The sequence below is a fragment of the Sphingopyxis sp. genome (assembly GCF_035998905.1).
Classification (GTDB): domain Bacteria; phylum Pseudomonadota; class Alphaproteobacteria; order Sphingomonadales; family Sphingomonadaceae; genus Sphingopyxis.
Map to the genome: position 1 here is coordinate 1 of NZ_DASYHG010000029.1, position 21,078 is coordinate 21,078.

10 protein-coding genes are annotated in these 21,078 nt (G+C 66.4%); 5 read left to right on the plus strand and 5 right to left on the minus strand.

Features of this window, described 5'->3' with window-relative positions; translation table 11 throughout:
* Positions 1-156: 156 nt before the first annotated feature.
* Positions 157-3,225 carry a TonB-dependent receptor domain-containing protein gene (locus VGN62_RS17240; RefSeq protein WP_327456149.1) on the minus strand — a complete coding sequence of 1,023 codons (3,069 nt, stop codon included), beginning with the start codon at positions 3,223-3,225 and terminating at the stop codon, positions 157-159.
* Between the two features lie 180 nt (positions 3,226-3,405).
* Here VGN62_RS17240 and VGN62_RS17245 point away from each other — a divergent pair, with 180 nt between their 5' ends.
* The 5 genes from VGN62_RS17245 to VGN62_RS17265 all read left to right on the plus strand — a co-directional run bounded on the left by VGN62_RS17245 (position 3,406) and on the right by VGN62_RS17265 (position 14,062).
* Positions 3,406-3,735 (plus strand): phosphoribosyl-ATP diphosphatase, encoded by a 330-nt coding sequence (locus tag VGN62_RS17245; protein ID WP_327456151.1) that lies wholly within the window; start codon positions 3,406-3,408, stop codon positions 3,733-3,735.
* Positions 3,736-3,749: 14 nt separating this feature from the next.
* Positions 3,750-4,127 carry a histidine triad nucleotide-binding protein gene (locus tag VGN62_RS17250; protein ID WP_327456153.1) on the plus strand — a complete coding sequence of 126 codons (378 nt, stop codon included), beginning with the start codon at positions 3,750-3,752 and terminating at the stop codon, positions 4,125-4,127.
* Between the two features lie 135 nt (positions 4,128-4,262).
* A complete protein-coding gene (locus VGN62_RS17255) occupies positions 4,263-10,103 on the plus strand; it encodes an alpha-2-macroglobulin family protein (RefSeq protein WP_327456155.1) in 5,841 nt (1,946 codons plus the stop codon).
* Between the two features lie 130 nt (positions 10,104-10,233).
* Positions 10,234-12,378: a penicillin-binding protein 1C gene (pbpC, locus tag VGN62_RS17260; protein ID WP_327456159.1), complete on the plus strand. Its 2,145-nt coding sequence runs from the start codon at positions 10,234-10,236 to the stop codon at positions 12,376-12,378.
* Positions 12,379-12,499: 121 nt separating this feature from the next.
* Positions 12,500-14,062 carry an amino acid permease gene (locus tag VGN62_RS17265; RefSeq protein WP_327456161.1) on the plus strand — a complete coding sequence of 521 codons (1,563 nt, stop codon included), beginning with the start codon at positions 12,500-12,502 and terminating at the stop codon, positions 14,060-14,062.
* A gap of 64 nt (positions 14,063-14,126) precedes the next feature.
* Here the strand turns inward: VGN62_RS17265 and VGN62_RS17270 are convergent, their stop codons facing one another.
* From VGN62_RS17270 to VGN62_RS17285, 4 genes are all read right to left on the minus strand, one after another.
* Positions 14,127-15,371, minus strand: coding sequence for a multidrug effflux MFS transporter (locus VGN62_RS17270; RefSeq protein WP_327456163.1), 1,245 nt, complete (start codon positions 15,369-15,371; stop codon positions 14,127-14,129).
* Between the two features lie 131 nt (positions 15,372-15,502).
* Positions 15,503-15,805: a hypothetical protein gene (locus VGN62_RS17275; protein WP_192647182.1), complete on the minus strand. Its 303-nt coding sequence runs from the start codon at positions 15,803-15,805 to the stop codon at positions 15,503-15,505.
* A gap of 26 nt (positions 15,806-15,831) precedes the next feature.
* A complete protein-coding gene (locus VGN62_RS17280; protein WP_327456166.1) occupies positions 15,832-18,711 on the minus strand; it encodes a pitrilysin family protein in 2,880 nt (959 codons plus the stop codon).
* 98 nt (positions 18,712-18,809) lie between these two features.
* A complete protein-coding gene (locus VGN62_RS17285; RefSeq protein WP_327456168.1) occupies positions 18,810-20,966 on the minus strand; it encodes an acylase in 2,157 nt (718 codons plus the stop codon).
* Positions 20,967-21,078 lie beyond the last annotated feature (112 nt).

The window sequence follows — 21,078 nt, forward strand, 5'->3', positions numbered from 1 at the left end:
GCGGGAGGGGTCGGGGGTGGGCAGCCACGTTACGATCAGGCCCACCCCGCTGCGGCTAACGAACAAGTTCGCAAGCCTCGCTGCCCCTCCCGCAAGCGAGAGGGGAAATCAGTTCATCACTGCAACGTCCGCTCCCCACCCACCCCAAACCGGCCATCAAATCTTCCCGCGCACGCTCAGGAAGAAGCGCCGCCCCAGATAATCATATTGCGTCCCGAACGCCGGCGCCTGCCCGATCACCGGCGGCGTCGCGGCGACCACCGTCGATACGCGCGGCGGCGGGGTGTCGAACAGGTTCGCGACCCCCAGCGTGATGCGAAAGCGTTCGGCAACATCGCGGCTCAGCGACAGCGAATGATAGAAGGTCGCGGGCACGCTGACGTCGGGGCAGAAACGCCCGCCGGGGCGGAAGCCCGAGGTGCGGCACGCATCGCCGCCCTGCGCGCGAAGCAGGTCCTTCATGTTCGACGCTGCGCCGGTAACGTCGAGCCCGTAGAACAGCGTCCAGCCGTCCTTCATCCAGCCGAGGTTGAAGTCGCCGACCCATTTCGGGTTACCGATCTTGCCATTGTCGTCGACCTCGGTGCCGGGGAAGAGCGCGACCTTGTCCTCGACCTGCCAGGTCATCTGCGCGCGGAACGCGAGCGCGCCGAGCTTGCCGAGATCCTGGTCGATCGCCACCGACAGGTCGACGCCGCGGTTCCGCTGGCGGCTGATATTGACATAACGGTCGGTGACGCTCGCGATGCTCTGCCGGTCGGGACCGGTCGCGGTGCGCGTGAACAGCCCGCACAGCGGTTCGTCGGCGACGTCCGAATCATAACAGCCGCGCAGGATATTCGCCGCGCCGAGCAAAGTGATTTCATCTTTCACCTTGATGTCGAAATAATCGACCGCAAGGCGCGTCTTCAGCCCGCCCCATAGCGCCCCCGACAGATCGGGGGTCAGGATGATCGACACCGTCTTCGCCGTCGAGGTTTCGGGCCTGAGCTGGCCGATCCCGCCCCCCGACACGATCGTCGCGGGACCGATCCCGCCGGCATAGTTCGGCGCGATTCCGTCGGCCGCGCAATTGTCGAAGATGCGCTGGCTGATCGCGCCCGCCGCGAGCCTTGCCGCGGTCTGGACGCACGGATCGATCGCCTGCTGGCCGAGGAAGCCCGTCTGGTTTTCAAGGAAAAGTTCGAACAGCGCGGGCGCGCGGAACGAGGTCCCCCAGGTTCCGCGGAAACGCAGCCAGTCAGTGACCGCCCAGTCGGCGCCGACCTTCCACGTCGTGTCGCTGAACTTGTCGCTCGCCCCGTCGCGGCGCGTCGCCTCGACATGCGTATAGCGCGCCGCGCCCGACAGCGTCAGCCGCTCGACCATCGGCACGCCTTCGAGCAGCGGCACTTCGATTTCGCCGAAGAGCTCCTTCGACACGGTGCGGCCCGCGGTGATGCCCGAGGTCGTGAAATTGGCGACATTGCCGGCCAGGGTCGCCTCGCCCGGCGTATCGTTGATTTCGTCGCGTCGGATATTCGCGCCGACCGCGACGCCGACCGATCCCGCCGGAAGATTGAACAATTTGCCGGTCAGCAGCGCCTCGGCCGAGGTCTGCTTGAACAAGGTGCGCCCCGTTTCGCGTCCCGTCAGGAAGGCCCGCTCTGCCGGCGTGAAATCGCCGCGCAGCACGCGCGGATCGGTAAAGTCGATATCGATGCACGGCACGCCGCGGATCGCGGTCGTCGTTCCGGCGCACGAGCGTGTACGCAAGGTCTGCGACGCGATGGCGTCCTGATAGATTACGTCCTGTGTATAGCTCGCGTCCGAGCGGCTGTGCTGGCCGTGGACGTCCCACTTCCACCCGCCGCCAAATTCGCCACGCAGCCCGAACACGCCGCGATAATAATCGACGTCGGCCGCGCTTTCGGTTTTCACCAGCACGCGCGGGCGCAGGATGAGATTGCCCGCAAACTCGCCGTTGAGCGGATCGCCGAGGTCATTCGGGTCGCAATTATAGGCGGTCGGATCGCACAGGAAAAAAGGCAGCATCGACGCGCCGGTGAACTGCTGGAGCTCGATGCGCTGGAAGCCATTGTTATGCGACTTGCGGTTGCTGAACAGGAATTCGCCATAGGCGGTGATGCCGTCGGTCACGTCATAGGCGCCCTCGATAAAGGCACTCACGCGGCGTACGTCCGAAAAGACGTCCGAATCCTGTTCGACCGGCTCGAACTGGTTGAGCGCGCCGGTCGACGGGCCATCGAAATTGACCCCGTAGAAATTGGCCGGCCCGGCCACGCCGATCGGATTATACGCATTGATCGGAATGCCGACGCCCGCAAATTCATTGCCATATTGGCCGGCGAAGATCGCCTGCCCGTTCGGCGCGATCAGCCCGGGACCAAAGGTCGGAAAGCCGTTCTGGTCGACCCCCGAAAAATCGCTGAACACGATCATGTTCGCCTGCGTGCTGCTGCACGCCGGGCGCCCGGTGCGGAAATCGACGATATCGGCGCGGCTGCCATCGGCCTCGCGCTTCAGATATTCCTCGGAACAGAAGAGGAAGCCGCGATCGCGGCGGGTGAGATTCTGCTGGCGGAAATAATCGACCGTCGCAAAGAGATGGCCGCGGTCGAATTTCTTCCCGAAACTCGCATCGACGCCATAGCTCTCGCCGCCGCCATGCTCGGTGATCGACGAGAAGCCGCCGCCTTCGAACCCGTCGAGGTCGTCGCGGGTCAGGATGTTGACCACGCCTGCTACGGCATCGGAGCCATAGATCGACGATGCGCCGGTCTTGAGTATCTCGACCTGCCGCACCACCGACAGCGGCAGCACATTGAGGTCGAACGGCGCGACCGATCCGCGGATTCCCGCCGGGCCGGCGCGGCGGCCGTTGATCAGCACCAGCGTCCGCTCGGCACCGAGCCCGCGCAGCGACACCGTCTGCACATCGTTACCGCCGTTGGCGACGAAACGGTTCGAGATCGCCGAGGTGATCTGGATCGATCCCTGCGCCGCCGGGACCTGCTGCAGCACATCGGCAAGCTGGACCTGCCCCTGCAATTTCGCATTTTCAGGGTCGATGACCTGGATCGGGTCGGCGCTGGTGAATTCGCTCTTCGCGATGCGTGATCCGGTGACGACGATCTCGTCGCTCGCCTGCGCCATCGCCGGGCTCGCCGCCAGCGCAATCACCGAGGCCGTTGCGGCCAGAAACACCGTGGGGGTGGTGTCCATTTTCATAATCTTCGTCCGATTTAAAAACTGTCTCGCCCCCCGGCGTCTCGGAATCTAGGCGGCGTGCGTTTCGATATGGTTTACGCCGCGGTAATTTTTCGAAGGGCCGCCGCCCGCTTGTCGCGGCGGCATGTCGCGGCTAGGCACGCTCGCGAAGGATCGGGACAAAAGGATCGCGCGATGAGCAAGGCAATGGGCGAAACGCTGGGGCGGCTCGAGGCGGTCATCCACGACCGGCTCGCCGCGGGCGAGGCCGAGGCCTCCTATGTCGCGAGCCTCGCGGCGAAAGGCCGCGGCAAAGTCGCGCAGAAGCTCGGCGAGGAAGCCGTCGAAACCGTCATCGCCGCGGTCAGCGAGGACGATGCCGCGCTTGTCGGCGAAGCAAGCGATCTCGTCTTCCACCTCTCGATCCTGCTCGCGACACGCGGCCTCGCGTGGGACATGATCGCCGCCGAACTCGACCGCCGCCACGGTACCTCGGGCCACGCCGAAAAAGCCAGCCGCCAGTAACCGGAGTTTCTCCCATGCCGATCGACGCCACCCTCCCCTATGACGAGACCAATATCTTCGCGCGTATCCTGCGCGGCGAACTGCCGTCGAAGACCGTCTACGAGGACGAATTCGCGCTCGCCTTCCACGACATCAATCCGCAGGCGCCCTTGCACATCCTCGTGATCCCCAAGGGCCCCTATGTGAGCTGGGACGATTTTTCGGAGCGCGGCAGCGACGCCGAAATCGCAGGCTTCGTCCGCGCGGTGGGCAAGGTCGCGCGCGATCAGGGCCTCGTCGCGCCCGGCTACCGCCTGCTCGCCAACGTCGGCCTCGACAGCCATCAGGAAATCCCGCACCTCCACGTCCATATTTTCGCGGGACAGCCCCTCGGACCGATGCTCGCACGCTGAATCCCGCCGCTGTCTATGACGGCGGTCACAGCAATTTCTCCAGGCGCGATTAACCGTGGGCGATATGCGGCGACGGGTGGACTCTGTCCCCTGTTTCCAGCAGGATAGCGTTCGGACCGAAACGGGGAGTTGACGATGGGCAAGGGATGGCGCGCGCTCGCTACGGCATTGGCCGGCAAGGCAAAACTGGCGCTGGTCCTGCCCCTGACCCTCGCGATGGCCGCGACCGCCGCCGACACCGTTCCGCAGGTCACGCTCGCGACTCCCGGCAGCTCGGGCACCGGCGACGGCACGATCACGCGCTTCACGCTGCGCTTTTCGGAAGACATGGTGCCGCTCGGCGATCCCCGCGCCCCTGCCCCTGCCACGAACGACTGCAAACTCCCGTCGTCGTCCCGCTGGGTCGACACGCGCACCTGGGTGCTCGAATTCGAGCGTGCGCTCCCCGGCGGGCTCGCGTGCCATGTCGAGCTGCGCGACGGGCTCAAGACCGCGCGCGGCGTCTCGGTCGCGGGCAACAGCCGCTTCGCGCTCGACACCGGCGGCCCCTCGGCGCGCGCCGTGCTCGCGGGCGGGATGGACGGCGATATCGAGGAGGATCAGGTCTTCCTCGTCGCGACCAACGTCGCTGCCGACCGCGCCTCGGTCGGCCGCTTCGCCTATTGCGCGGTCGACGGCATCGGCGAGAAGATCCCCGTCGACGTCCTGCCGCGCGACACCGCGACGCAGATATTGACCGGGCTCGGCGACAACAACTGGTCGCGCCAGTCCTTCACCTACGACGCGGGCCTGCCGCAGCGCTTCCCCGCCGCGGGCGCCGACCGCGAGGCCGCGCTCGACCGCATCGTCCCCGTCAAATGCCGCCGCCCGCTGCCCCCGGGCCGCGAAATGGCACTGGTCTGGGACGCGCGCATTTCGCAGGCGGGCGTCCCCGGTCGCACCGCCGGGCGCGACCAGCGTTTCGACCATGATGTGCGCCCCGCCTTCACCGCGAAAATGTCGTGCAGCCGCATCAATCCGCAGGCGGGCTGCAACCCGATCAAGGATGTGACACTGAGCTTCGCGTCGCCCGTATCGCGCGAAACGATCCTCGCCGCGACGCTCAACACCGCCGACGGCAGGAAATTGACGCCCAAGATCGACGACGATGACCGCAACGACGCCTGGCTGACAAGCGTCCGCTTCACCGGCCCGCTGCCGCAAAATGTCGACGCAACGCTCGTCCTCCCCGCCGACGTCACCGACCAGAGCGGCCGCAAGCTGCAGAATCAGTCGAACTTCCCGCTGAAATTCCACATCGACCGCGCCCCGCCGTTGGTCAAATTCGCCGCCGAATTCGGCATCCTCGAAGCGGGCGAGGGCGGCGTGCTGCCCGTCACCGTGCGCGGGGTCGAAAGCAGCCTCGTCCAGTCGAACCTCAAAATGCCCGCCGCGACGCTCAAGGTCGGCAACGACGATGCCGCGATCGCGCGCTGGCTGAAACGCGTCGCCGACGCCGACGACACCGACTATCGCGAGGAAAAGAACGCGGCCGGCAAGGAGGTCACGGTCAATTACACCGGCACCAAATCGGTGTTCGACGGCGCGCCGTCGGGCGGCGAGCGCCGGAACATGCAGCTCGCGCCCGCCGCGGGCGGCAAGGAATTCGAAGTCGTCGGCATCCCGCTCGCCGAAAAGGGCTTCCACGTCGTCGAGATCGCGAGCCCCGAACTCGGCGCCGCACTCCTCGGCCGCAAATCGACGCGTTACGTCGCGACCGCCGCGCTCGTCACCAATATGGCGGTGCATTTCAAATGGGGCCGCGAAGGCTCGCTCGCGTGGGTGACGTCGCTCAATAGCGGCCTCCCCGTTTCGGGCGCCGAAATCCGCGTCACCGACAGCTGCACCGGGCGCCTGCTCGCGCGCGGCACCGCCGACAAGGCGGGCCGCCTCGCCTTCGCGGGCGGCTTGCCGCAGCCCGAAACCTATTCGAGTTGCCGCGACGATGCGGATCCGGCGAGCAGCGAAGGCCATGCGCTGATGGTCAGCGCGCGCTCGGGCGACGATTTCAGCTTCACCCTCACCGACTGGGGCAGCGGCATCCGCCCCTATGATTTCGACCTCCCCTATGGCTGGTCGGAACGGAGCGACATCCTCCACACCATCTTCGACCGCGCGCTCGTGAAAGCGGGCGAGACGGTGCATATGAAGCATATCCTGCGCCGCCCCGTTGGCTTGGGCTTCCGCACCCCCGAGGCGCTCGCGGGCAAACTGCGCCTCGTCCACCGCGGTTCGGACACCGAATTCGAAATGCCCTTCGCGATTCCCGCGAGCGGCAGCGGCGAGTCCGTTTGGAACGTCCCCGCCTCGGCGCCGATGGGCGATTATGAACTCGTCTTCGTCACCAAGGACATGGACGGCGAGGACAAGACGATCTGGTCGGGCCAGTCGGTCAAGGTCGACGAATATCGCCTGCCGACGATGAAGGCGACGATCACCGGACCGAAGACCGCGCTCGTGCGCCCCGCTGCCGTCCCGCTCAACCTGTTCGTCGGCTATCTCTCGGGCGGCCCCGCGCCGAACATTCCGGTCGAACTGCGCACCAATTTCCGCGCGAGCTGGTCGCCGCCCGAGGATTATAAGGATTGGGATTTCGACGGCCAGCCGGTGAAGGAAGGCGTCGTCCAGCTCGACGACAGCGGCGACGAACCGTCGGCCGAACTGCCGCTCGCGCGCTCGGTGCCGCTGAAACTCGACGCCAATGGCGCCGCGACGACCAATGTCACGGTCGACCAGCCGATCACCGAACCGACGCTGATGGCCGCCGAAATGGACTATGAGGATGCGAATGGCGAAACGCTGACGTCGAGCCGCCGCATCACCCTCTATCCGTCGGCCGTCCGGCTCGGGCTCAAGACCGACGGCTGGCTGATGCGCGACAACGACCTGCGCCTTAACTTCATCGCGCTCGACCTCGACGGCAAGCCGATCGCCGGCCAGCGCGTGCAGGTCGCACTCTATAACCGCGAAATCATTACCGCGCGGCGCCGCCTGATCGGCGGCTTCTACGCCTATGACAACCAGATGCGCACGACGCGCCTCGACGCGACGTGCAGCGCGACGACCGACAAGCTTGGCCGCGCGAGCTGCGCGATGGCACCCGGCGTCTCGGGCGAAGTCACCGTCGTCGCGACGGCGCAGGATGCCGACGGCAACGAAGCGCGCGCGGTGCGCTCGGTCTGGCTCGCGGGCGACAATGACTGGTGGTTCGGCGGCGACAATGGCGACCGCATGGACGTGATCGCCGAAAAGCCGCGCTACGCGGCGGGCGACACCGCCCGCTTCCAGGTCCGCATGCCGTTCCGCGAAGCAACCGCGCTCGTCACCGTCGAACGCGAGGGCGTGCTGTCGAGCTTCGTCGTGCCGCTCAAGGGCACCAACCCCGTCGTGCAGGTCAAGCTGCCCGCCACTTATGCGCCCGACGTCTATGTCTCGGTCATGGCGGTGCGCGGGCGTGTAACCGGCGGCGAAAGCTGGTTCCGCCAGATGAAACGCGCGGTCGGCTTCAAGATCGAGAATAGCGAAGCCGCCCCGCCCACGGCATTGGTCGACCTTGCCAAACCGAGCTACCGCATGGGCATCGCGCGCATCAAGGTCGGCTGGGAAGGCCATCAGCTCGGCGTGAAGGTGAAGGCCGACAAGGCGAAATATTCGGTCCGCGAAACCGCGAAGGTCGCGATCGAGGTCAAGACCCCCGACGGCAAGGCGCCCAAAAACGCCGACGTCGCTTTCGCCGCGGTCGACGAGGCGCTGCTCCAGCTCGCGCCCAACGAAAGCTGGCAGGTCATCGACGCGATGATGGGCGAACGCACGCTCGACGTACTCACCTCGACCGCGCAGATGCAGGTTGTTGGCAAGCGGCATTACGGCCGCAAGGCGCTCGAACCCGGCGGCGGCGGCGGCGGCGACCTGTCGGGCCTGACGCGCGAGGACTTCCGCCCCGTCCTGCTGTGGAAAGGCAATGTCCCGCTCGACAGCAAGGGCCGCGCGATGGTCGACGTACCGCTCAGCGACAATCTGTCGGGCTTCCGCCTCGTCGCGATCGCCACCGACGGCTCGCAATATTTCGGCACCGGCGAGACGAGCGTCCGCACCGTACAGGATCTCGGCGTCTTCGCCGGCATGCCCGAACTGGTACGCACCGGCGACACCTATGATGCGCGCTTCACGCTGCGCAACGGCACCGACCAGCCGATGGAGGTCACCGCGACCCCGACGCTGTCGCCCGCCGTCGCGACCGCGCCCCCGCTCACCGTCACCATTCCGGCGGGCGGCGCGGTGCCGATCAGCTGGTCGATGACCGCCCCCGAACAAACCGGTCCCATCCAATGGACCGTCGATGCGGTCGCAAAGGGCGGCAAGGCGCGCGACCGCCTCGTCTTCGAACAGGTCGTCGAACCCGCGGTGCCGGTCGAAACCTGGGCCGCCAGCCTGTTCCGCGTCGGCCCCGCGACGACGCTGCCGATCGCGATTCCGGCGGGCGCGCTGCCCGGCGGCTATGTCGATATCGCGCTCGCGGGCACGCTCGCGCCGCCGCTCACCGGGGTGCGCGACTATATGGCGGCCTATCCCTATACCTGTTTCGAACAGCAGACGTCGCGCGCGGTGGCGCTCGGCGACGTCGGGCGGTGGCAGGCGCTCGCGGGCGCGATGCCGACCTATCTCGATGACGACGGGCTGCTCCGCTACTGGCCGAACGAGAATCTCACCGGATCGATCGAACTCACCGCCTATGTCATGAACGTGACCGCGGCGAACGGCTTCGCGATCCCCGAGGCGTCCAAAGCGAAGATGGTGAAAGCCTTGCAGGCGGTCGTCGAAGGACGGCTGACGCGCAAGGGCTATGGCCCGTGGGACATCCGCCCCGTCCGCATTGCGGCCTTGGCGGCACTCGCGCGCAACAATGCGTCGAGCGCCAGCCTCGTCGCGGCGATCGACGTCGCGCCGATCGACATGGCGACCGGCACGCTCGCCGACTGGCTCGTCGCGCTCGAAAAGACGCCGGGGGTGCGGAACGCCCCCGCGCTGCGCACCGCGGCCGAAGCCGAACTCAGGAAGCGCCTCGTCTACGAAGGCACGCGCCTCGACCTCGTCGACGATGCGAAAGCGCCGTGGTGGATGATGACGAGCGGCGACGAAATGGCGATCAAGGCTCTCGAAGCCGTCCTCGGCCGCAAGGGCTGGGAGGATGACGCGGGCAAGCTGATGGTCGGCGTCGCGCAGCGCCAGCGCAAGGGCCATTGGGACACCACCCCCGCCAACGCATGGGGCGCGGTCACCGTCCGCCGCTTCGCCGAGCTGTATCCCGCGAGCGCGATCACCGGCGTCACCAATGTCAGCCTCGCGGGCGCCACCGCCTCGCAAAGCTGGCCGCTTCCCGCCGAGCCAGTCTCGCCGCTCCGCGTCGCGCTCAATGCCGCGACGATGAGCCTGAGCCACGAAGGCACCGGCACGCCGTGGGCGACCGTCAGCGTCAAGGCGGCGGTGCCATTGAAGGAACCGCTCAACGCGGGTTACCGGATCAAGCGTTCGGTCAGCATCGTCAAGGCGGCGAACAAGGACCGGCTGACGCGCGGCGACGTGATCAAGGTGCGGATCGAGGTCGTCGCGGCCGCAGGGCGGACGTGGGTCGTGATCAACGATCCGGTCGCGCCCGGCGCGACGATCGTCGGCAACCTCGGCGGTCAGTCCGAAATGCTCGCACAGCAGGCCGGCGGATCGGGCGCGCAGCCGAGCTATGTCGAACGCGGCAAGGACAGCTGGCGCGGCTATTTCGGCTGGATGCCCGCGGGCACCCACGCGGTCGAATATGTCGTTCGCCTCAACGGGTCGGGCCGCTTCACCCTGCCGCCGACGCGCGTCGAGGCGATGTATTCGCCCGCGATCCGCGGCCAGTGGCCGAACGCGCCGCTGACGGTGGCGAGCGTGGGGTCGTAATGGCTTCACGCGCGCGCGCCACTCTATCCATGTGTCCCCGCGAAGGCGGGGACCCATCTCCGGTGGGTTCAAACTCGCACCGGCCGGAGATGGGCTCCCGCCTTCGCGGGAGCACGCGCTAATTTAGACGATGGATTCATCCCGCAAACGCAGCTGGCGTGACGCTCTCGCGTGGGCCGCGCTCGCGGCGCTCGTCCTCGTCACCATCGCGCATCTTTTCACCCGCCCGCCCGCGATGCCGGAATATGAGAAGGTGCGCGCCGGCTGGAAAGCCAGCGAGGCCTGGCTCTACGACCGCGACGGCCAGCTCCTCGACAGCGAGCGCGTCAATTTCGAGCGCCGCCGCCTCGCCTGGGTGCCATTGGACGACATCAGTCCCGCCGTCCGCGACGCCGTCGTCCGGAACGAGGACCGCCGCTTCTGGTCGCACGGCGGGGTCGACTGGCTCGCGATCGCGAGCGCGGCGCGTACCCGCCTCTCATTAGGCGGGGCCGGCGGGCGCTCGCGCGGCGCCTCGACGCTGCCGATGCAGCTTGCCGCCTTTCTCGATCCCACGCTTGCGCAGCCCGGCCAGCGCGACTGGCGCAAGAAGATCCGCCAGATGCGCGCGGCACAGGCGCTCGCCGCCGACTGGTCGCACGAGGAAATGCTCGAGGCCTATTTCAACCTCGTCCCGCTGCGCGGCGAAGCGCAGGGGATCGGTGCGGGTGCGCAAAGCCTGTTCGGCAAGACGCCCGCCGAGATGAACCGCACCGACGCGGCGCTCTTAGCTGGGCTTCTCCCCAACCCCGCTGCGGGCGCCGAGGCGCTCGGCCGCCGTGCGTGCCGCGTCGCGCAGGCAAAGGATTGCACCGCGATCCGCGCCGCCGCCGCAACGCTCGTCTCGGGCGAGCAAGCCGCGCGCTTCGACCCCGCGCTCGCGCCGCACCTTGCCGTCCGCCTGCTCGATCAGCCCGGCAAGCGCGTCAAAACCACCATCGACCGCCGCATCCAGACCGCCGCGATCATCGCGCTGCGCCGCCAGCTCGCCGGACTCGGCTCCGACCGCGTCCGCGACGGCGCGGTCGTCGTGCTCGACAATGCCACCGGCGAAGTGCTCGCCTATGTCGGCGGCGTCGGCCTCAAATCGACCGCGGCGTCGGTCGACGGCGCCAACGCCCGGCGGCAGGCGGGCTCGACCTTGAAGCCGCATCTCTATGCACAGGTGATCGAGCATGGCTGGCTCACCGCCGCCTCGATCCTCGACGACAGCCCGGTCCAGCTCGACACCGCCTCGGGCCTCTATGTCCCGAAAAATTACGACCACAGCTTCAAGGGGCCGGTCAGCGTCCGCCATGCGCTTGCCAGCTCGCTCAACGTCCCCGCCGTCCGCGCGCTCGTGATCGATGACGTCCAGCAGTTCCGCGACCGCCTCTGGACCCTGGGCTACCACGGCCTCGTCGAGGACGGCGAATATTACGGATTCTCGCTCGCCCTCGGCTCGGCCGAGGTTTCGCTCGTCGAACAAGCCAACGCCTTCAGAACATTCGCAAATTCCGGAAAATGGTCCCCGGTCCACTTCGGCGATATGCGCAACGATCGAGAAGTTCCCCGCCAGATCGTCAACCCCGCCGCCGCCTTCATCGTCGGCGACATCCTTGCCGACGCCTCGGCCCGCACCGACGCCTTCGGCGCCGACAGCGCGCTCCGCCTGCCCTTCTGGGCCGCCGCAAAGACGGGAACCTCGAAGGGCATGCGCGATAATTGGTGCATCGGCTGGTCCGACCGCTTCACCGTCGCGGTCTGGGTCGGCAATCTCGAAGGCGATTCGATGCGCGCGGTGTCGGGCACTTCGGGCGCCGCCCCCGTCTGGCGCGACGTGATGCTCGCGCTCCACGCGGGCAACCCCGGCAAGCCGCCGACGATGCCCGACGGCGTCGAAGCGCGGCAGATCGCACTCCCCGGCACCCGCGAACCGCCGCGCCGCGAATATTTCCTCGCCGGCACCGCGCAGAACGAAATGGCAGCTGCACCGCAAGCCGCGCGCCGCCCGCGCATCACCAGCCCGGTCAGCGGCAGCGTCTATGCGCTCGACCCCGACATCCCGATCGACCGCCAGCGCTTGGCCGTCACGGTCAGCGGATCGGTGACCGGATACCGCCTGATCCTCGACAAAAAACCGCTCGGAGACGCCGACGCCGGCCAGCAGATATTACCGCGCCCCGGCAGCCACATGCTCGCACTCGTCGATCCGGGCGGGCGAATGATCGACCGCGTGCGCTTTACCGTACGGTAAAGCCACGCTCACACGACGAAAGCTGCGCTCGCCCCGTGAAATTAAGTTGCGCTGACGCACGGAGCGGCTAGTCTACCCCGCCATGAGAAGGCCCGCACTGGGCCCCAAAGGGGAATATTGGATGATATTTGGTCGCGTCAAACCGCTCGACGCCATCTTGGCCACTGCCGAGAAAAAGTCGCTGCACCGAACGCTCGGTGCATTTCAGCTGACACTATTCGGGATCGGTTGCGTCATCGGCACCGGCATTTTCGTGCTAACCTCTGCCGGGGCGCAAAAAGCCGGCCCCGGCCTGATGCTTGCCTTCGCGATCGCCGGACTGATCTGCATCGTCGCCGCGCTCTGCTATGCCGAGATCGCCGCGATGATCCCGGTCGCAGGCTCCGCCTACACCTATACCTATGCGACCATGGGCGAAGTCCTCGCCTGGACAGTCGGATGGGCCCTTGTCCTCGAATATGCGGTCGCAGCGTCGGCGGTGTCGGTCGGGTGGTCCGGCTATTTCACAGGAACGATCCTGAACGAGTTCCTCGGGATACAATTGCCATCCTATCTCGCTGGCGCGCCGCTGGCGCTCGGCGGAATCGAGGGCGGCTTCATCAACCTGCCGGCCGTTTTCATCGCCCTGCTGATCACCTGGCTGCTGATGATCGGCACCACCGAGAGTGCACGCGTCAACGCAATCCTCGTCGCGATCAAGGTCACCGCGCTCACCGCCTTCATCGTGCTGACCTTGCCCAGCGACTATTTCTCCACCGACAAGTTCAACCCCTTCCTGCCCGCCGGCGTTTTCGGCGGCTTCGGATCGGGCATCGGTGCTGTCGGCGCCGCCGCAACCATCTTCTTCGCCTATGTCGGCTTCGATGCGGTCTCGACCGCGGCGGAGGAAACCAAGAATCCGCAGCGCAACGTGCCGATCGGCCTGATCGGCTCGCTGCTGTTCTGCACCGTCTTCTATATTCTGGTCGCGGCAGGCGCGATCGGCACCGTCGGCGGCCAGCCGATCATGGGGCCGAACGGCGTGCCCTTCCCCGCGGGTTCGGAAGAACTGGCGCGTCAGTGCGCCACCTTCGCCGCCGACCAGCTGCCGCTCGTCTGCTCGAACGAAGCGCTGGCACATGTGCTGCGTCAGATCGGCTGGTCGGGTGTCGGCAACATGCTGGGCATCGCCGCCTTCGTCGCGCTGCCGTCGGTGATCCTGATCCTGCTGTTCGGCCAGACCCGCGTCGCCTTCGTGATGAGCCGCGACGGCCTGCTCCCCGAATCGTGGAGCAAGGTCCACCCGAAGTGGAAAACGCCGCACGTCATCACCGCGATCACGGGCGTCGCGGTCGCGATCGCCGCCGCCTTCCTGCCGGTCGGCAAGCTGGCCGACATCGCCAACGCCGGTACGCTCTATGCGTTCATGATGGTCGCCGTCGCGGTGATGATCCTGCGCAAGACCGCGCCGAACCAGCCGCGCGCTTTCACCACGCCGGCGCTGTGGCTGGTCGGCCCGCTGACCATTGCGGGCACGATCTTCCTGTTCCTCAACCTGCCGCTCGATGCGATGCTCGTGCTGCCGATCTGGGGGGCTATCGGACTGGTCTTCTATTATCTCTACAGCCGCAGCCGCAGCCATCTCGGCCGCGGGGTTGTCGAGGTGCACGAGGATGATCTGGAGCCGCACGCTCCGATCAACTGAGGCCATCAGCCAAAGATAAGAAAGGGGCCGTCCGGGCAAATGCCGGGACGGCCCCTTTTCTTTGTCAGTAGGGGCTTTTCGGTGCGGTTCCCGGCCGGGTGAACAGCTTGCCGCGTTCGGCCCAGAAGACGAGGGCAAGACCGACGACGGCGCTGATCAGGAAGGCATAGGCCAGCGGCAGCGTCGACCCGTCATATTGCTGTCCGATCGCCGCGCCGACGGTCGCGGCGAGCAGCGTCTTGGCAAAGCTCTGATACGAGGAAGCGACGCCCGCCATATGGCCGAAATCCTCCATCGCGATCGAGCCGAAATTGCTCCCGATGAAACCGACAAGCCCGACATTGACCATCATCAGCGCGGTGAACATCCACAAAGTCTCGGCGCCGCTCAGTGCCGCGACGATCTGCAGGATCGACGTCGCCATGAAGGCGAAGACCGCCGATTGCGACACGCGCCGCGCACCGAAACGCTCGACGATCGCGGCGTTCGAGAAATTGGCGATCGCGATGCCGATCGCGACACAGGCGAAGATCAGCGGGAACAGCGCCTGCGCGCCGAACACCTCGGAAATGATCTGCTCGCTGCTGTTGAGATAGCCGTAAAGCGCGCCCTGCATCATTCCCGACGCGATCATATAGCCCGCCGCACGGCGGTGGCGCGTCACCGTCGCCCAGCCCGCGACCATCGTCTTGAGGTCGAGCGGCCGCACGTCCGCCGGATCGAGCGTTTCGGGGAGCCTGCGAAGCCAGAGCAGCATCACGATCGACATCACCGCCAGCACGATGAAAATCGCACGCCAGCCCGCGACCGCCGCAATCCCTGCGCCGATCGTCGGCGCGATGATCGGCACGATCATGAAGACAAGGAAGATCAGCGACAGCCGCTTTGCCATCGCGTCGCCCGCGAACAGGTCGCGGATCACCGCGACGACGATGACGCCGAGCGCGGCGCTGACCAGCCCGTGGATGAAGCGGAGCACGAGCAACATGGTAAAGCTGGTCGCGAGGCCGCAGCCTATCGACAGCGCCAGATAGGCGAACAGCGCAGGGACGAGCACCCCCTTGCGCCCGAAACGATCCGACAGCGGGCCGTAAAGCAGCGAGCCAAAGCCGATACCGAGCAGGTAAATCGAAATGACGTGCTGGCGATCATTGGCCACCGTGACACCCAGCGTCTGGCCGATCGCGGGCAGCGCGGGCAGCATCGAATCGATGGCGAGGGCGTTGAGCGCCATCACCATCGCCATCATGACGACCATTTCACGGGCGCCCGGCAGGCTCCGTTGGGGGGATTGGGCCGGTTTGTGCATGGCAGCAGCCTATGCGCCTAACCCGCCGCTTTGGATAGCCCCTCATGGCCAAGGGCATTGCTATGCAAAGCAAAAGGGCCGCCCGCCCCCTTTGAGGAGCGGACGGCCCTTCGCTTGTCTTAAGGCGTAGCTCAGCCCTGACGGGTGCCGGTCATCGCCATCGAACCGAACGCACCGGCCTTGATCGTGCCGGTCAGCGCATCGCCGTCGATCGTCGCTTCGCATTCGAGCGTCATCGGCATCGGCACCTTCATGTTCATGGTCCAGGTCAGCTTGTTGCCGTCGACCTTGCCATTTTCGACATCGAGCGAACCCATCGCGCCGGCGTTCTGGCCGGTGAAGCTGCCGCCGTCGCTGTTCACGGTGAACACCGACTTCTGGTCGCCCATCGGCGACTTGGTGACGCAATCATAGCTGCCATCGACTTGGGACATTGGGGCTCTCCTTACTGAAACTGATGTTAGTTAGACAGGGACACCGTTTCCACAGGCAGGCCCAGTCCGTCAAGCTGCGGTTTCACCACCGCAGCATCGCCAACGACAACATAAACGAGATCGTCGGTACTGAGCGCCTTACGCGCCGCAGCGTCGATTTCGGCGGCGGTCATCGCTTCATAGGTTGCCGGCAGCGTTTCATAATAATTGTCGGGACGGCCGAACTTGACGATCTGGCGGAGCCCCCCGAGCACGTCGCCCGAGGTCTCGAAGCTGCCGGGCAGTTCGCGGACGCTGCCGTTGATCGTACGCTCGAGCTCTTCCTTCGTCACGCCCTTGTCGCCGAGGAAGCCCTTGAGATCGCTCCGCAGCTCCTTGATCGAATCGCCCGTGCGGTCGGCCTGCACCGGTGCCGCCGCGACCCAGGTCAGCCGATCCTGGTCGCCCGAAATGCGGCTGCGCACGCCATAGGACCAGCCCTTCGTTTCACGCAAATTCGTGTTGAACCGCGACAGGAAATTGCCGCCGAAGATATCGTTCGCCGAGCGCAGCACTTCGAGCTCGTCGCCGCCCTTGGCAGCGAGCACCTTGCCCGCGAGGATCACCGACTGCGGCGACTTGGGCCGGTCGAACAAGAGGATACGCGGCTTCGGCGCCGGGATCGCGATGTCGAAATGCTTGACCGGCTTCGCGGTCGCCGGCGCCTTCCATTGGCCCAGCGTCGCGTCGAGCTGCTTTTTCACTTCGGCGAGCGTCGTGTCGCCGACGACGAATACGCGCGCATTGTCGGGGCGAATCCACGCCGCGTGGAAGGCCGCAAGCTGGTCGCGCGTCGCTGCCGTGACCGACTTCGCATCGCCCAGTCCCGATGGCGGAATGCCATAGGGATGATCCGCGCCATACAGCACCGGCGCCAATATGCGCGAGGCGATGGCGTTCGGATTGTTGAGCTCGGCCTTGAGCCGGTTGAGCTGCTGCGCGCGCACGCGCTCCAATTCCTTGCCGTCGAACGCCGGGTTGCGGATGTAATCGGCGAGCAGGCCGAGCGAGGCACGAAGATTGGGTTTGAGCGCGAACAGGCTGAACACCGTCTCGTCGGCGTTGGCCGTCGCGTCGATCTGCGCGCCGAGCCGCTCCTTCGCTTCCGCAAAGGCGATCGAATCGAGGCTCGTCGTGCCTTCGTCCATCAGGCTGAGCATCAGCGACTGGGTGCCGAGCGCGCTGTGCGGATCGGCGGCGTAGCCCGCGTCGAAGCTGACCGCGACATTGACCGTCGGCACCGTCGAGCGGCGCGCAAAAACGACCTCGACGCCATTTTTGAGCTTGGCGCGTTCGATCGCGGGAAAGTCGAGAGCCTTGAGGTCCGCGACCGCCGGCAGCTGCGAACGGTCGGCGAACGACGATGCGCCGCCCGTGTCAGGGCCGACGTCACCGAGCGCTTCGTTCCAGTAACGATCGGGCTGGACCGGCGCGGTCACCTTGCCGCCCGTCACGGCACCGCCGCGATTTTCGCCACCCTCGGTGCGCTCACCGGGGGTGTAGGTCAGCGAAAAGGCCGGGCGCGAGAGCCACTTGTCGGCGACCGCCTTGACCTGCTCGGGGGTCGCCTTCGCCATCCGGTCGAGCTCGACCTTGTAATAAGCGGGATTGTTCGAATAGAGCGCGCCCTCGGCCAGCGTCACCGCCTTGCCGCCGAAACCGCCCACCGATTCGAGTCCCGCGATCGTGCCCGCCAGATAGCTCGCCGCGGTGCGCTGCAATTCGTCGGCGGTCGGACCGCTCGCAAGGAAGCTGGCGATTTCCTCGTCGAGCCGCTTGGCGACGGTCGCGGGTTCGACGCCCGGCTTCACATCGGCCTGGACGAGCAGGATGCCCGCGTCCTCGAACGGCTGCGCCACCGCCGATACGCTGACGGCGACGGGGTCCTTGCGCACCAACGCATTGTCCAGCCGCGACGACGACAGCCCGCCGAGCACGCTCATCGCCATCTGGAGCGGTACCGCTTCGGGATCGTTGAGGCCGGGGATCGCCCACATGCGGTAGATGCGCGTCGTCGGGACGAGGTCCTTGACTTCCTTCGCGAGCGGCGCGGGTAGCGTCGGGACGGGAACGGCGGGCATCTGCACTGCCGGGCCGCGGGGGATGTCGCCGAACCATTCCTGGACCTTGGCCTTTGCAGTGGCGACATCGACGTCGCCCGCCAGCACCAGCACGGCATTGTTCGGGCCGTAATTGTCGGTGAACCACTTCTTCACGTCGGCGAGGCTTGCCGAGTTGAGGTCGCCCATCGAACCGATCGTGCTGTGGTGATAGGGGTGACCCGTCGGGAAGAGATTTTCGAAGATCTCGTAGCGCAGCAGGCCATAGGGATTGTTGTCGCCCTGGCGCTTTTCGTTCTGGACGACGCCGCGCTGGTTATCGAGCTTTTCCTGCGTCACCGCGCCGAGCAGATGCCCCATGCGGTCGCTTTCGAGGAACAGCGCGCGGTCGAGCGCGCCCGTCGGCACGGTTTCGAAATAGTTGGTGCGGTCGACGTTGGTCGTTCCGTTGCTGTCGGTCGCGCCGACCTGTTGCAGCGGCTCGAAGAAATCGCCGGGCGAATTTTCCGACCCGTTGAACATCAGATGTTCGAAGAGGTGCGCGAAGCCCGTCTTGCCCTTGGGCTCGTGTTTCGACCCGACCCGGTACCACACCGACACCGCGACGACGGGGGCCTTGCGGTCCTCGTGCACGATCACGCGCAGGCCATTGTCGAGCGTGAACGCCTGGTACGGAATATCGACCGCCTTCACCAGGTCGGCGATCGGCGCAGCTTCGCCGGCTTTCGCTTTGGCGAGGGCGGGACCCGCGGCGACGAGCGAGGTCGTGACCGCCAAGGCAAGGGCGAAGCGATGGAAACGGGGCATGGATATCCTCTTGAAAGCGTGCAGGCACGGACAGCCTGTCGAAAGCGGGGGTGCCGGACGGCACTGTATCAATGGTTTAGGACAGCGTTTCGCGGCTTTCAAGGCCGATAGAATCGCGCCCCGCTGGCCTTGAGCGCCGCCGGATCGAACAAGACGGGTTTCAGCTTGTGCGCGACAAACAACGGCGCCTGATCATTATAGTGCGGGTTGCCGGGCCGCGTCGTCGCAGCCCCGAACGGCTGGATCGACTCCGACCGGACCCGGCCGTCCCGGTCCCAGGTGACGAACATGATGAAGCTGTCGCCGTGGCGGACCTTCAGCCGCCCGTCGGGTTCGGCGTCCCACAATGTCGACGCACGCACGGTGTCGTTGCCACCGTCGAGCGGCAAGTCGACACGGTTCGCCCCCTCGCCGTGGCGGAGCCGCAGCACCGTCCCGAGCTTGGGATCGAGTCCGTCGAAGTGATCCTGCAGGTGCGCGACGACGTCTTTCAGAACGGTGCGCGGGTCGGGTTCGGCGCGGCGCTGGTAGTGGCTGCCGTTCGCAGGGCGCAGCACCATCAGCGCCAGCGCATCACCCTTCCCCTTGCCATCGAGATTCCAGTCCCATTGGCGCAGCAGCTTCTGCGCCTGCGCGAGCGCGGGATCGCCCTTCGTATCGAGCGCGAGCAGCCGGTCCATCCACGCCTTCGCATAGCCCGTCTTCGCATAGGCGGTGTCGTATTTGATCGCCTTCAGCCGCGCTTCGTCGATCTGCCCCGATGCCTCGAACAGCTCGATCAGCCGCACTGCGCGATTGGTCATGTCATCCTCGACCCCCAGCAGCGGCGAAAAGGCCGCGGCATCGAGTTCGTCGCCCGGCCCCGCCGCGACCCATGGCGTGTTGTTCGCGTTCATCACATAGCCCGAGCGCGGATTGACCAGCGCGGGTACGCGGTCGAACGGGAGCGTCTTGGTCCACAGGTCGGCCGAGGTATCGCCGGGCAGCACGCCGCGCCAGTTGAACCCCGGCTGCCGGTCGGGGAACATCGCGTTATAGAAAAGCCCGATATTGCCCTTGGCATCGGCGTAGATGAAATTGGTCGCGGGCACGCCCTGCCCCGCCATCGCCGCGCGCCATTCGGCGAAGCTCTTCGCCTTGTTCAGCCGGTAATATTGGGTGACCATATTCGCCTGGTCGATCCCCGCGTAGCGGATCGCGAAGGCGCCCTTTTCATTCTTCACCACCGGGCCGTGGATCGAGCGATAGACGGTGCGCGGCACCGGCAGCACGAACGGGCCGACCTTTACCCTCAGCCAGATGCGCTTTTCCTCGAGCGGCCGCCACGCGCCATCGAAACGATAGTTCTTGCCGCCGTCGTCGAGGGTCAGCTTGTAGACGTCGATCAGGTCGGGCCGGTTCACCGTGTTGGTCCAGCCAAGATATTTATTGTGCCCGAGGAAGGGATAGGGCGATCCGGGAAAGTTCGCGCCGGCGAAGTCCCATCCCTCTTCCGAATGGACGACCAGTTCGTACCATGCGACGCCGCCCGTCCACGGCTGGTGCGAGTTGGAGACGAGCCGCGTCGCGCCGTCGGTCGAACGGGCCGGCGCCACCGCCATGCCGTTCGATCCATTGTCGGCGGGATCGCGGCCGACCGGCGTCAGATCGCGCGGGACCAGCTTGCCCGTCGCATCGAGCGCGGGGCCGCCTTCGCGGTACATATCCTTGCCCTCGACAAGCTGGCCGAGCACCGAATCGAGCCCGAAGAAGAAGGGCGAGCGCAGCACGAACCCCGCGACGACATCTTCGCCGGTCACCGGGAACAGTCCCGACAGGCGCACCTCACCCGGATGCTTGTCGGCATAATGGTTGAGCCCCGCCGCATAGGCGGTGAACAGCGCCTTCACATCGGCAGGCAAGCGCGGCCAGTCGCGTTTGGTCGTCGCGCGGACGTCGAGCAAGGCTTCGGCATAATCGACCTTCGCGCCGTCCTCGCCGAGCATCGCCCCGGCGCGGCCGCGTGTCATCGCAAGCACCTCCTGAAGCGTCGGAAAATCATCTTCGGCGTGGGCGTAGGCGACCCCATAGGCGACATCGGCGTCGGTCTTGCCAAAGATATGCGGGACGCCGAACCTGTCGCGCGCGATGCGGACATCGGTTGGCTTAAACGCCGGCGCCGCAGGGGCCTCCGCGGTCAGCGGCTCCCAGAGCGCGAGCGATGCGGCGGTGATCACCAGCAGCAGCAGGAAACCGAGCAAAATCCGTCGCAACATGTCTGGTCCTCTTCGGCGGCTCGCCCGCAGCGCTATGTGGCGGGCATGTCGTCCGATGGCAAGCAGCTGTCGTTCGTCGAGGCGGATTTGCGGGCGAGCGCTACGCCGCTAT